Below are 13,619 nucleotides of genomic sequence, written 5' to 3'. Positions count from 1 at the left end.
AGAATCCGTGAAGGAGTCGCAGCCGCGATGGCCCGCCGTAGCACGAAGACCCCGCCTCCGGACGACTTCGAGGAGAAGATCCTCGACATCGACGTCGTCGACGAAATGCAGGGCTCCTTCCTCGAGTACGCGTACTCGGTGATCTACTCCAGGGCCCTGCCCGACGCCCGCGACGGCATGAAGCCGGTGCACCGCCGCATCGTGTCCCAGATGAACGAGATGGGACTGCGCCCCGACCGCGGCTATGTGAAGTGCGCCCGCGTCGTCGGCGAGGTCATGGGCAAGCTGCACCCGCACGGCGACGCCTCGATCTACGACGCACTGGTGCGCATGGCGCAGCCGTTCTCGATGCGTCTCCCCCTGGTCGACGGCCACGGCAACTTCGGCTCCCTCGGCAACGACGACCCGCCGGCCGCCATGCGGTACACCGAGTGCCGGATGGCCGACGCCACGTCGTTGATGACCGAGGCGATCGACGAGGACACCGTCGATTTCCAGTCGAACTACGACGGTCAGGAGCGCGAGCCGGTCGTCCTCCCCGCCGCCTACCCCAACCTCCTGGTCAACGGGGTCTCCGGGATCGCTGTGGGCATGGCCACCAACATGCCCCCGCACAATCTGGGCGAGGTCATCGCCGCCGCCCGGCACCTGATCAAGCACCCGGGCGCCGACGTCGAGACGCTGATGCGCTTCGTCCCCGGCCCCGACCTGCCCACCGGCGGCCGCATCGTCGGACTCGCCGGCATCAAGGACGCGTACACGGCGGGCCGCGGCTCGTTCAAGATCCGCGCCACCGTCTCCGTGGAGAACGTGACCGCCCGCCGCAAGGGCCTCGTGGTCACCGAACTGCCCTTCACCGTCGGACCGGAGAAGGTGATCGCCAAGATCAAGGATCTGGTCTCGGCGAAGAAGCTCCAGGGCATCGCCGATGTGAAGGACCTCACCGACCGGGCGCACGGCCTGCGCCTCGTCATCGAGGTGAAGAACGGCTTCGTGCCGGAGGCGGTGCTGGAGCAGCTCTACAAGCTGACGCCGATGGAGGAGTCCTTCGGCATCAACAACGTGGCCCTGGTCGACGGCCAGCCGCTCACCCTGGGCCTCAAGGAGCTGCTGGAGGTCTATCTCGACCACCGCTTCGAGGTCGTGCGCCGGCGCAGCGAGTTCCGTCGCACCAAGCGGCGCGACCGGCTGCATCTGGTCGAGGGTCTGATCGTCGCCCTCCTCGACATCGACGAGGTCATCCGGATCATCCGGGACAGCGACAACTCCGCGCAGGCGAAGGAGCGCCTGATGGAGCGCTTCTCGCTCAGCGAGATCCAGACGCAGTACATCCTGGACACCCCGCTGCGCCGGCTCACCCGCTTCGACCGGATCGAGCTGGAGAGCGAGCGCGACAGGCTGAACGGCGAGATCGACGCGCTGACCGCGATCCTGGAGTCGGACGCGGAGCTGCGCAAGCTGGTCTCCTCGGAGCTGGCGGCCGTGGCGAAGAAGTTCGGCACGGACCGGCGCACGGTGCTGCTGGAGTCGGCCGGTTCGCAGATCGCGTCCGTGCCGCTGGAGGTGGCGGACGACCCGTGCCGGGTGCTGCTCTCCTCGACGGGCCTGCTGGCCCGTACGGCGAACGCGGAGCCCGTCGAGATCTCCGAGGACGCCCGGCGGACCAAGCACGACGTGATCGTGTCGGCGGTGGCGGCGACGGCCCGGGGCGATGTCGGTGCGGTCACGTCGACCGGCCGGCTGCTGCGGCTCTCGGTGATCGATCTGCCGCAGCTGCCGGACACGCACGCGGAGCCGAACCTCTCGGGCGGGGCGCAGATCTCCGAGTTCCTCACGCTGGAGGCGGACGAGGAGCTGATCTGCCTCACGACGCTGGCCGAGGACTCGCCGGGTCTCGCGCTCGGCACGCTCCAGGGCGTGGTGAAGCGCGTCGTGCCGGACTACCCGGCCAACAAGGACGAGCTGGAGGTCATCACTCTCAAGGACGGTGACCGCATCGTGGGCGCGACCGAGCTGCGGACGGGCGAGGAGGATCTGGTGTTCATCACCTCCGACGCCCAGTTGCTCCGCTACCCGGCGGCTGCGGTACGCCCGCAGGGGCGGCCCGCCGGAGGTATGGCGGGCGTCAAGCTGGCGGCCGGGGCCGAGGTGCTGTCGTTCACGGCGGTGGACCCGGCGGCCGACGCGGTCGTGTTCACGGTGGCCGGTTCGCACGGCACGCTGGACGACTCGGTGCTGACGTCGAAGCTCACCCCGTTCGACCAGTATCCGCGCAAGGGCCGGGCGACCGGCGGAGTGCGCTGCCAGCGGTTCCTGAAGGGCGAAGACGTCCTGGTCTTCGCCTGGGCGGGTCCCACCCCGGCCCGGGCCGCCCAGAAGAACGGCACCCCGGCGAAGCTGCCGGCTCCGGACCCGAGGCGGGACGGTTCGGGCACACCGCTGCTGGAGAAGGTGGCCGTGATCGCGGGACCGCCGCTGTACTGACGCCCGCGTACGGCAGGGAGCGTGTCGTACGGCAGGGAGTGTGTCGTACGGCAGGGAGCGGCGGGGAGGGATGAACTCTCCTCGGCCGCTCCCCGGTTACGCCTCCACGGCCGCTTCCGGTACGTCGGCTTCCGCTCCGGCGGGCTCCGCGTCCCCTTCGCTGACGGACTCCGGTACGTAGCGGAGCACGCCCCACATGGCGCGCTCGATGTCCGGGGCGTCGGGCCGCGGCTCCGCCCGGCAGGCGGCGAGCCCGGCCGTCAGCGCGGCGGCGTCGATGCCCGCGCCGATCATGACGAGCTGGGTGAGGCGCTGTTCGCCGCGCGCCCACGGCCGGGGGACGAAGCGCAGGAACCGGCCGACCGCGTGCAGCGCGTAGGTGTTGTCCCGGTCCCCCGCACCGAAGTCGACGAACCCCTTGATCCGGTAGAGCCCTTCGGGCCGGGAGTCGAGGAAGGCCATGAAGCGGCGCGGGTCCATCGGCACATCGGCGGTGAAGTCGACGCTCTCGTACGCCGCGTGCAGGTGGTCGGCGTGCCCGTGCCCGTCGCACACCTCGTGCTCGTCGCACTCCTCCTGGCGCAGCAGGTCCTCGAAGCTCAGTTGACCCGCCGTCTCCTCCCCGTCCGGCCGCAGCGCGGGGTCGAAGAGCAGCTCGGGATCGATGCGGCCGTGCTCGGCGGAGATCACGGCGGCGGGGCCGCTCAGCTCCGCGACCGTGGCCCGCAGCCGCTCCCGTTCGGCCTCCTCCACCCGGTCCGTCTTGTTCAGGACGACGAGGTCGGCGACGGCGAGGTGGCGGTCGAGCTCCGGATGCCGCTGACGGGTGCCGGCGAACTCCGCCGCGTCGACGACCTCGACGAGGCCCCCGTGCAGAATGTGCGGGTTGTCGCTGGCCAGCAGCATGCGCACGAGTTCCTGGGGTTCGGCCAGTCCGCTGGCCTCGATGACGATCACGTCCAGCCGGGCGGACGGCCGGGTCAGGGTCTCCAGGAAGGTGTCGAGTTCGCTCGCGTCCACGGCGCAGCACAGGCAGCCGTTGCCCAGCGAGACCGTCGAGCCGACTTGCCCCGAGACGGTCATGGCATCGATCTCGATGGCCCCGAAGTCGTTGACGATCACGCCGATCCGGGTGCCCGCCCGGTTGCGGAGCAGATGGTTCAGGAGCGTGGTCTTGCCGGAGCCGAGGAAGCCCGCCAGGACGACGACCGGGATCTGCGAGGTACGGGGCGGGGTCAACGGGAGCCTTCCTGCGGGCGTCGTCAGGGTGCCGGGACCGGCTGCGGCGGAGGTGCGCCGACGTAGCGGGCCGCCGGGCGGATGATCTTCGAGTCCTCCGCCTGCTCCAGGATATTGGCGCTCCAGCCGATCACCCGCGCCGCACAGAAGGTAGGGGTGAACATCGCGCGCGGCAGCCCGCACAGCTCCATGACCACCCCGGCGTAGAACTCCACGTTGGTGTGCAGCTCCCGGCCCGGCTTGAGCTCGGCGAGGATCGCCTCGACCTGGGCCTCCACCTCCACGGCGAAGTCGACGAGCGGGCCGCCGAAGCCCTGGGCGATCGACCTGAGCATCCGGGAGCGCGGGTCCTCGGTGCGGTACACGGGGTGGCCGAATCCCATGATGCGGCGGCCGGAGAGGACCTGTTCGCGGATCCAGCCGTCGATTCGGTCGGGGGTGCCGATGGCGTCCAGGGTGTCCAGGGCCCGGCTGGGGGCTCCGCCGTGCAGTGGTCCGGAGAGCGCGCCGACGGCCGCCACCAGGCACGCGGCCAGGTCGGCCCCGGTGGAGGCGACGACGCGAGCGGTGAAGGTGGAGGCGTTGAAGCCGTGGTCGACGGTCGAGACGAGGTACCGCTCGATCGCCCGTACCCGCTCGGGGCGGGGCTCCGAGCCGGTCAGCATGTACAGGTAGTTCGCGGCGTGCGGCAGGTCCGCGCGGGGCGCGACCGGCTCCAGCCCCTGGCCGAGGCGGTGGAGGGCGGTCAGGATCGTGGGCACGGCCGCGCAGACGGCGAGCGCGTCCTCGCGTCGGCGCCCGGCGTCGATGTCGTACACCGGGCGGAAGCCGGCCGAGGACCCGAGCAGGGAGAGCGCGGTGCGGAGTCCCGCGAGAGGGCCCGAGACGGCGCTCGCGCGGGCGATGGCGGGCAGGGCCCCGGTCACATCGGCCGGGAGCGCGCGCAGGCTCGCCGTCCGGGCCGCGAATTCGGCGGCCGCCGCCCGGTCGGGCAGCTCACCGTGAAGCATCAGGTACCACACGTCCTCGAAGCCGCGGGTCTGCGCCAGCTCGATCGCCGAGTACTGGCGGTAGTGATAGAAGCCTTCGCGGCCGCGGACGTCACCGAGGGCGGTGTCGGTGACGACGACACCGGCGAGCCCACGGGGGACGGCGGGGGCGACGGGGGTGGTGGTCATGGCTGCTCTCTCCTCCGTGCATGCAACATTGATTCGACTGTCCATGCTTGACTGAAGATCTGTCAATGTTGATTCAATCAATACATATGCGGAATGGATACGGTGGTTTCCATGACGGATCAACCAGAGCCCGAGCGGCACGAGGCACCCAGGCTCACCACCCGGCAGGCGGCCGAGCTGCTGGGGGTGAAGCCGGAGACGGTGTACGCCTACGTCAGCCGGGGCCAGTTGAGCAGCGTGCGGGCCGCCGGGGGCCGGGGCAGCACGTTCGACGCCGAGGAGGTCCGGGCACTGGCGCGGCGTTCGGGACGCCGGGACCCGTCCCCGGCCGGAGGCGACCTGGCCTTCCGGACGGGCATCACGCTCATCGAGGACGACCGCTGCTACTTCCGCGGGGTCGACGCGACGGAGCTGGTCCGGCACTACGGCTACGAAGAGGTCGCCGAGTGGCTGTGGACGGGTGAGGCGCGGCCGGGCGCCCGGTTCGCCGCGCCCGCCGGGACCCTCGCGGCAGCCCGCAGGGCGGTCGAGGCACTGCCCTCGCACAGCGGGTCGACCGACCGGCTCCGGGTGGCGGTGACGGCTGCCGCGGCCACGGATCCGCTGCGGTTCGACCTGTCGCCGGGGGCGGTGCTGAACAGTGCGCGCGGCCTGATCCCGACGCTGGTGGGCGCGTTGCCGGTGCTGGGTGGTCCGGCGGCCGAGGAGGGTCCGCTGGCGGCGGACCTGTGGTCACGGCTCACGGCGGAGCAGGCCGACGCCCCGTCCCTCGCCGTGCTGGACGCGGCCCTCGCGCTGCTGATCGACCACGACCTGGCAGCCTCCACCCTGGCCGCCCGGGTCGCCGCCTCCGCGCGGGCCCATCCGTACGCCGTGGTGTCGGCGGGCCTCGGCGTGCTGGAGGGGCCGCTGCACGGTGCGGCGAGCGGCCTGGCGCACCGGCTTCTCCGGGAAGCGGTGGACCGGGGCAGCGCGGTCCCCGTGGTCGCCGACCATCTGCGGACCGGGCGGCGGGTGCCGGGCCTGGGTCACCGGCTGTACCGGGGCGAGGACCCCCGGGCGACCGTCCTGTTCGCGCTGCTGGCGGAGGTGCCGCAGGCGGCCGGGGCGCTGGCGGCGGCCCGTGAGGTGGTGGCCACGACGGCGCGGCACGCTCCGCTGCACGCCAACATCGACCTGGCGCTGGCGGTCCTGTCGGTCTCCCGGGGCATGGCGGCGGATGCGGGCGAGACCGTGTTCGCGGTGTCCCGTACGGCGGGCTGGATCGCCCACGCGCTGGAGGAGTACGAGGAGCGCCCGCTCCGCATCCGGCCGAGCGGACAGTACACCGGGCCCCGACCGCCTCAGCCCCTCCCCCGGGACGGATCAGGTCCGGACCGAGGACCGGGCAGCGCACATTAGCCACAGAACCAAGCACCCGGGCGGCGGCGAGCTCGCGCTGCGAGGGCACGTGGTCGGACGGCCCCGGGACGAGACCGATGCGCTCGTGGGCGAGCGAGACGAGATGACGCCGGGCCTGCTCGACGGCGACGGAGTCGTCGCAGGTTTCCGGGCTCCGCGCGACGAGATTTCCGCCCCGGCCGCCCGGCCCTTACCGTCTCTACGATGAACGCCCCACTGCCCCCCGGCCGGGGCCCGCGCCGGTTCGGCTGGCCCCAGCGGGTCTTCTCCCAGGTCCTGCTGATGCAGCTGGCCATCATCACCGGTGTGACGATCCTGGTCACGGGCCTCTTCCTGGCCCCCCTCAGCGAGCAGCTGGACGACCAGGCGATGCGCCGCGCCCTGGCCATCGCCCAGTCCACCGCCGCCGACCCGGACATCGTGGAGAACCTGAGCAGCACGGACCCGTCGGACGGGGGCCCCGTCCAGTCGGCCGCCGAGCGGGTCAGGGGGGCGACCGGCGCGGAGTACGTCGTCGTCATGAACCGGCGCGGGGTGCGCTGGTCGCATCCCGACACCCACCGGATCGGCGCGGTCGTCTCCACCGACCCCGGTGAGGCGCTGCGCGGGCACGAGGTGATGGAGATCGACAGCGGCACCCTCGGCCGCTCGGCGCGGGGCAAGGTGCCGTTGTTCGGCCCGTCCGGCGAGGTGATCGGCGCGGTGTCGGTGGGTATCGCGTACGACAGCGTCCGCGCCCGGCTCCTCGCGGCGATCCCGGGGCTGCTGGCGTACGCGGGCGGGGCCCTGGCCGTCGGGGCGCTCGCCGCGTATCTGATCTCCCGGCGCTTGCAGCGACAGACCCATGACCTGGCGTTCTCCGATATCTCCGCGCTGCTGACCGAACGCGAGGCCATGCTGCACGGCATCCGCGAAGGCGTGGTCGCCCTCGACGGGGCCGGCCGCGTCCGGCTGCTGAACGACGAGGCGCAGCGGTTGCTGGGGCTGGGCCCGGAAGCGGCGGGCCGCCCGCTGGAGGAGGTGCTGGGCGACGGGAGGACCACGGACGTGCTGGCGGGACGGGTGGTCGGCGACGACCTGCTGGCGGTGCGGGGCAGCCGGGTGCTGCTGGCCAACCGGATGCCCACGGACGACGGCGGAGCCGTGGTGACCCTGCGCGACCGCACCGAGCTGGAGCACCTGGGCCGCGAACTCGACTCCACCACCGGGCTGATCGACGCCCTGCGCGCCCAGGACCACGAGCACGCGAACCGGCTGCACACTCTGCTGGGGCTGCTGGAGCTGGAGATGCACGAGGACGCGATGGAGTTCGTCACCGAGGTGGTGGGCGTGCACCGGGCGACGGCCGAGCAGGTCACGGAGAAGGTCCAGGACCCGCTGCTGGCCGCCCTCCTCGTCGGCAAGACGACGGTCGCCGCCGAGCGCGGTGTCTCGCTGCGGCTGGCCCCGGGCACGCTGCTGCCGGACCGGGTGGTCGACCCCCGGGGTCTGGTGACGGTGGTGGGCAATCTCGTCGACAACGCCACGGACGCGGCGGCCGGATCGGAGGGGGCGCGGATCGAGGTCGGCCTGCGGACCGAGGGCCGGACGGTGGTCCTGGACGTGCGCGACAGCGGCCCCGGCGTCCCCCACGACCAGCACGCGTCGATCTTCACCGAGGGCTGGTCCACCAAGGACGTCCCGGCGCACGGCAAGCGCGGCCTCGGGCTCGCCCTCGTACGCAGGCTCGCGGAGCGCCAGGGAGGCAGCGTGACCGTGTCCGGGGCGGACGGGGGCGGCGCGGTGTTCACGGTCGTCCTGCCGGAGGCGCTGGCGGCCCCCTCCGCCGAACCCCCGGCCGGCGCGCCGCACCCCACGCATCCGGCGACGACGGGAGAGCAACGGTGATCGAGGTCCTGATCGTCGACGACGACGTGCGGGTGGCGCAGATCAACGCGGCGTACGTCGCCAAGGTCCCCGGCTTCCGGGTGGCCGCGCAGGCCCACTCGGCGGCCGAGGCGCTGACGAGGGTCGAGGAGGTCCCGGTCGACCTGATCCTGCTGGACCACTATCTGCCCGACCGCAACGGCCTCGCCGTCGTCCGGGAGCTGCGCCGCCTCGGCCGTCAGGTCGACGTGGTCATGGTGACGGCCGCGCGGGACGTCGCGACCGTGCAGGACGCGATGCGGCACGGTGCGCTCCAGTACCTGGTGAAGCCGTTCACGTACGCCGGTCTGCGCACGAAGCTGGAGGCGTACGCGGCGCTGCGGCAGACGCTCGACGGGGGCGGGGAGGCCGAGCAGGCGGAGGTGGACCGGCTCTTCGGGGCGCTGTGGGCGGCGGGCGAGCCGGCCCTCCCCAAGGGTCACTCCCCCACCACCGCCGACCTCGTCCGGCGGGCCCTGCGCGGCGCCGACGGTCCGCTCTCCGCACAGGAGATCGCCGACAGCGCGGGGATGAGCCGGCAGACCGCCCAGCGCTATCTGAAGCTGCTTGAGCGCACCGGCAAGGTCCGGCTGACCTTGCGGTACGGCGAGACGGGCCGCCCGGAACACCGGTACGCCTGGGCCGCGGGCTGAGCCGCCGCCCGGGGCCCCGCCACGCCCTACGCCGCCCCGGCCCCCGTCAGCGCCCGCACCTCGGCCTCGGCGTGCTTGGCCTCGTCGGGCGGCTCGGGCGAGGTGGCCGTACCGATCCAGCCGGCCAGGAAGCCGAGCGGGATCGAGACCAGGCCCGGGTTCTCCAGCGGGAAGAGCTGGAAGTCGACGCCGGGGAACAGGGACGTCGGGCTGCCCGAGACGACGGGTGAGACCAGCACCAGGACGACCGCCGGGACCAGACCGCCGTACACCGACCAGACCGCGCCCCGGGTGGTGAAGTTGCGCCAGAACAGCGAGTAGAGCAGGACCGGAAGGTTGGCGGAGGCGGCCACGGCGAAGGCGAGGCCCACCAGGAAGGCGACGTTGAGGTCCTGGGCGAGCAGCCCGAGACCGATCGCGACCGCGCCGATCCCGGCGGCGGCGATACGCGCCACGGCGACCTCGCCGCGCTTCTTGCGCCCGGGGCGGCGGAGCGAGGCGTAGAGATCGTGGGCGACCGAGGCGGACGAGGCGAGCGTGATGCCCGCGACGACGGCCAGGATGGTGGCGAAGGCGATGGCGGCGACCACGGCGAAGAGAATCGTTCCACCGGTGGAGCCCTCGCCGCCGCCGAGATCGAGCGCCAGCAGCGGGATCGCGGTATTGCCCGCCGCGTTCGACGCGCGGACCTCGGCGGAGCCGACGAGTGCGGCGGCGCCGAACCCGAGCACGATCGTCATCAGGTAGAAGCTGCCGATCAGGCCGATGGACCAGACGACGGACCGGCGCGCGGCACGAGCGGTGGGCACGGTGTAGAAGCGCGACAGGATGTGCGGCAGCCCCGCCGTGCCGAGGACCAGGGCCACACCCAGGCTGATGAAGTCGAAGCGCGAGGTCCAGTCCCCGCCGTACCGCAGCCCGGGAGCGAGGAAGTCCTTGCCGTGGCCGCTGCGTTCGGCCGCCGTGTTGAGCAGGGTGTTGATGTTCCCGTGGAAGTGGACCAGGACGAGCACGGTCAGCGCGAGGGCTCCGGCCATCAGCAGGACGGCCTTGACGATCTGGATCCAGGTGGTGGCGCGCATGCCGCCGAAGGACACGTAGATCACCATCAGCGCGCCGACCCCGACCACGGTCCAGGACCGGGCCGCGTCGCTCGTGCCGCCGAGCAGCAGCGCCACCAGGCTGCCCGCGCCGACCATCTGGGCGACCAGGTACAGCACGGAGACGGTAACGGACGAGGTGCCGACGGCGGTACGCACCGGGCGCTCCGCCATCCGTGCGGCGACCACGTCGGCCAGCGTGAACCGGCCGCAGTTGCGGACGAGTTCGGCGACGAGCAGCAGAACGACCAGCCAGGCGACGAGGAAGCCGACGGAGTAGAGCATGCCGTCGTAGCCGAAGAGGGCGATCAGCCCGGAGATGCCGAGGAAGGAGGCCGCCGACATGTAGTCGCCGGCGATGGCGAATCCGTTCTCCATGGGCGAGAAGAGGCGTCCGCCGGCGTAGAACTCCTCGGCGGAGCCCTGCCGGTGGCGGCCGACCCAGGTGGTGATGAAGAGCGTCACCGCGATGAACGCGCTGAACAGCAGCAGGGCGAGGGTCTGGTGGTCTCCTTTCACCGTCCGAGCCCTCTCGTCATCTCCTGGGTGTCCCAGCGCAGATCGAGCGCCGCCCGGTCCCTGCGCAGCCGCGCGTGCCGTGCGTACGCCCAGGTGAGCAGGAACGTGGTGAAGAACTGGCCGAGCCCCGCCACCATCGCGACGTTGACCGCTCCCGCGACCGGGCGGGCCATCAGGGCGGGGGCGGTGGTCGCGGCGACGACGAAGGCGAGATACCAGAGCAGGAAGGCGAGGGCGGCGGGGGCCACGAAGCGGCGGTAGCGGCGGCGCACCTCGCGGAAGGCGTCGCTGCGGTGCACTTCCAGATAGATGTCGGCCGCGCTGGGCCGGGGGTCCGGCCCCGCCGCGCCGGACGCGTCGAGGGCCGCGGCGCCTTCCGTACCGTCCTGGTCGCCCCGGCCGGGCGCCGGTACGTCGTCCCACGGGTCGTCGAGCCGCACTCCCACGGTCTGACGCCCTGCTTCCTTCTCCACCGAACAACTCCCCTGATTCACGGACCTTTTCGGCCGCACGGCCAACCATGGGCGGTTCGGGAGGGTCCCGGGCGCGTCATTCGCCCGACTTCACCCCTTCAGGTGACAGATATCCGGGACGGCTGCGCGCTTCCCCGGCGGGGCCCCCGGAAAACGCGCGCGGCCCCCGCTCCGGCGGAACCGGGGCGGGGGCCGTGCGACGGGATCCGGGGATCAGGCGTCGATGCGCGAGCGGTCCAGGGTGGCCGCGGAGCTGGTGATGAACTCCTTGCGGGGCGCGACCTCGTTGCCCATCAGCAGGTCGAAGACCTGCTCGGAGGATTCCAGGTCGCCGATGTTGATGCGCCGCAGCGTGCGGTGGCGCGGGTCCATCGTCGTCTCGGCCAGCTGGTCGGCATCCATCTCGCCGAGGCCCTTGTAGCGCTGGATCGATTCCTTGATCCGGATGTTCTTGCGCTGGAACTCCAGGAGGGTCTGGCGCAGTTCGCTGTCGGAGTAGGTGTAGACGTACTTGTCCTGGCCCTTCCTGGGCTGGACCAGCTCGATCCGGTGCAGCGGGGGCACCGCGGCGAAGACCCGTCCCGCCTCGACCATCGGGCGCATGTAGCGCTGGAAGAGGGTCAGCAGCAGGCAGCGGATGTGGGCGCCGTCGACATCGGCGTCCACCAGCAGGACGATCTTCCCGTAGCGCGCGGCGTCGATGTCGAAGGTCCGCCCGGACCCGGCTCCTATGACCTGGATGATCGCGCCGCACTCGGCGTTCTTCAGCATGTCGGAGACGGACGACTTCTGGACGTTGAGGATCTTGCCGCGGATCGGCAGCAGTGCCTGGAACTCGCTGTTCCGGGCCAGCTTGGCCGTGCCGAGCGCCGAGTCTCCCTCGACGATGAACAGCTCGCTGCGCTCGACGTCGTCGCTGCGGCAGTCGGCGAGCTTGGCGGGCAGCGAGGACGACTCCAGCGCGGTCTTGCGGCGCTGGGCGTCCTTGTGCTGACGGGCCGCGATCCGGGTGCGGGCAGCGGCCACGGCCTTCTCCAGCACCGCCCTGGCCTGGGCCTTGGCGTCCCGCTTCGTCGAGGTCAGGAACGCCTTGAGCTCCTTGGCGACCACATTGGCCACGATCCGGTTTGCCGCCGAGGTGCCGAGCACCTCCTTGGTCTGCCCCTCGAACTGCGGCTCGGCGAGCCGGACGGTGACGACGGCGGTGAGTCCTTCGAGGGCGTCGTCCTTGACGATGTCGTCCTCGGCGACCCGCAGCATCTTGGCGGAGCGCAGTGCCTCGTTCACCGTCTTGGTCAGGGAGCGCTCGAACCCGGTGACGTGGGTGCCGCCCTTAGGGGTGGCGATGATGTTCACGAACGACCGTACGGTCGTGTCGTAGCCGGTGCCCCAGCGCAGGGCGATGTCGACGCCGAGCTCGCGGGTGACCTCGGTGGCGGTCATGTGGCCGCGGTCGTCGAGGACCGGGACGGTCTCCTTGAAGGTGCCCGTGCCACTCAGACGCTGCACGTCGCAGACGGCCCGGTCCTGGGCGAGGTACTCGCAGAACTCGCTGATGCCGCCGTCGAAGCGGAACGTCTCCTCCGTCTTGCCCTCGCCGTCGAGCCCTCGCTCGTCGCGGACGATGATCGTGAGGCCGGGCACGAGGAAGGCGGTCTGGCGGGCCCGCTGGTAGAGCGTCTCCAGGTTGAGCTTGGCGTCCTTGAGGAAGATCTGCCGGTCCGCCCAGTACCGCACCCGGGTACCGGTACGGGTCTTGGGGACGCGCTTGCCCTTGTGCAGTCCGTTGGCCGGATCGAACGGGCTGTCCGGCCCCTGTTCGGTGAACATGCCGGGGACGCCGCGCCGGAAGCTGATGGAGTGGGTCGCGCTGTTGCGGTCGACCTCGACGTCCAGGCGCGAGGAGAGGGCGTTGACCACGGAGGCGCCGACGCCGTGGAGGCCGCCCGAGGCCGCGTAGGAGCCGCCGCCGAACTTGCCTCCGGCGTGCAGCTTGGTCATGACGACCTCGACACCGGAGAGGCCCGTCTTGGGCTCGACGTCGACCGGGATGCCCCGGCCGTTGTCCCGGACCTCGACCGAGGCGTCGTCGTGGAGGATGACCTCGATCTGGTCGCAGTAGCCGCCGAGGGCCTCGTCGACGGAGTTGTCGATGATCTCCCAGAGGCAGTGCATCAGGCCACGGCTGTCGGTGGACCCGATGTACATGCCGGGGCGCTTGCGGACCGCCTCGAGCCCCTCGAGGACGAGAAGGTGCCGCGCGGTGTAGTTGGAGCTGTCCCGGTCGCCTCCTGCTGCGGCCAGCATCGCGGTGGACGGCACGGACGTTTCGGCGGTCACGCGGTTCGCTCCTCGCTGAATTTCATCTGGGGCCCCCGTGGGTATCGGGCTGGGCGTCGGTTGCCGCTGAGAGCCTACAGAGGCCTGGTAGAGCGGTTGTAACGCCACCCTCGGGGAATCCTCATGCTAGTCGAGCCCCATCCGGGCTCGCATGGATGTTCGATCATTCGTTGGAGTGACGTGCACATCACGTTCCCTTCGACGCATGAACCATTTAGGCTCCGGGCACGTCCTCATGAACAAACCGGCAAGCCGGCCGGCGGGACCCACCCCCGAGACAAGCAATGCGAAACCGTAGCGCTCCGCATACGGCACATTCGCCGCCAA

General features: G+C 71.6%; 9 protein-coding genes and 1 pseudogene. 4 read left to right on the top strand and 6 right to left on the bottom strand.

The window, feature by feature from the left end:
• Positions 1-27: 27 nt before the first annotated feature.
• Positions 28-2,484 (top strand): DNA gyrase/topoisomerase IV subunit A, encoded by a 2,457-nt coding sequence (locus CCZ36_RS27430; protein ID WP_128818780.1) that lies wholly within the window; start codon positions 28-30, stop codon positions 2,482-2,484.
• Between the two features lie 96 nt (positions 2,485-2,580).
• Here the strand turns inward: CCZ36_RS27430 and CCZ36_RS27425 are convergent, their stop codons facing one another.
• Complete coding sequence (locus CCZ36_RS27425) at positions 2,581-3,723, bottom strand: CobW family GTP-binding protein (RefSeq protein WP_128818779.1); 1,143 nt, start codon at positions 3,721-3,723, stop codon at positions 2,581-2,583.
• A 23-nt stretch (positions 3,724-3,746) separates the two neighbouring features.
• A complete protein-coding gene (locus CCZ36_RS27420; protein WP_128818778.1) occupies positions 3,747-4,901 on the bottom strand; it encodes a citrate synthase/methylcitrate synthase in 1,155 nt (384 codons plus the stop codon).
• A 111-nt stretch (positions 4,902-5,012) separates the two neighbouring features.
• Between CCZ36_RS27420 and CCZ36_RS27415 the strand changes: the two genes are divergently transcribed.
• Positions 5,013-6,302 (top strand): citrate synthase, encoded by a 1,290-nt coding sequence (locus CCZ36_RS27415; protein ID WP_069739017.1) that lies wholly within the window; start codon positions 5,013-5,015, stop codon positions 6,300-6,302.
• Here CCZ36_RS27415 and CCZ36_RS35995 read toward each other — a convergent pair.
• Positions 6,286-6,447 (bottom strand): annotated as a pseudogene (locus CCZ36_RS35995) (LacI family transcriptional regulator); the annotation flags it as partial. The gene CCZ36_RS27415 and the pseudogene CCZ36_RS35995 sit on opposite strands and share 17 nt — an antisense overlap.
• A gap of 59 nt (positions 6,448-6,506) precedes the next feature.
• On the opposite strand from CCZ36_RS35995, the gene CCZ36_RS27410 reads away from it, so the two are divergent.
• Together CCZ36_RS27410 and CCZ36_RS27405 are read left to right on the top strand one after the other, a co-directional pair.
• Entirely contained in the window at positions 6,507-8,189 is a 1,683-nt protein-coding gene (locus CCZ36_RS27410; protein ID WP_128818777.1) for an ATP-binding protein, read from the top strand.
• A complete protein-coding gene (locus CCZ36_RS27405; RefSeq protein WP_069739019.1) occupies positions 8,186-8,860 on the top strand; it encodes a DUF7342 family protein in 675 nt (224 codons plus the stop codon). Before CCZ36_RS27410 ends, CCZ36_RS27405 begins: the two co-directional genes overlap by 4 nt.
• Before the next feature lie 26 nt (positions 8,861-8,886).
• Here CCZ36_RS27405 and CCZ36_RS27400 read toward each other — a convergent pair whose 3' ends face one another.
• The 3 genes from CCZ36_RS27400 to CCZ36_RS27390 all read right to left on the bottom strand — a co-directional run bounded on the left by CCZ36_RS27400 (position 8,887) and on the right by CCZ36_RS27390 (position 13,292).
• Positions 8,887-10,479, bottom strand: coding sequence for a solute symporter family protein (locus CCZ36_RS27400; protein WP_128818776.1), 1,593 nt, complete (start codon positions 10,477-10,479; stop codon positions 8,887-8,889).
• The gene (locus tag CCZ36_RS27395; protein WP_128819757.1) at positions 10,476-10,919 is read right to left on the bottom strand and encodes a DUF485 domain-containing protein; all 444 of its coding nucleotides are present in this window, start codon (positions 10,917-10,919) and stop codon (positions 10,476-10,478) included. The genes CCZ36_RS27400 and CCZ36_RS27395 overlap by 4 nt, the downstream gene beginning before the upstream one ends.
• A 246-nt stretch (positions 10,920-11,165) precedes the next feature.
• On the bottom strand, positions 11,166-13,292 hold the full coding sequence (locus tag CCZ36_RS27390) for a DNA gyrase/topoisomerase IV subunit B (RefSeq protein ID WP_128818775.1): 2,127 nt from the start codon (positions 13,290-13,292) through the stop codon (positions 11,166-11,168).
• Positions 13,293-13,619 lie beyond the last annotated feature (327 nt).

Source organism: Streptomyces sp. S063, assembly GCF_002832675.1.
In the GTDB taxonomy this organism is placed as follows: Bacteria; Actinomycetota; Actinomycetes; order Streptomycetales; family Streptomycetaceae; genus Streptomyces; species Streptomyces sindenensis.
This window is presented reverse-complemented; position numbering and strand designations above follow the sequence as displayed.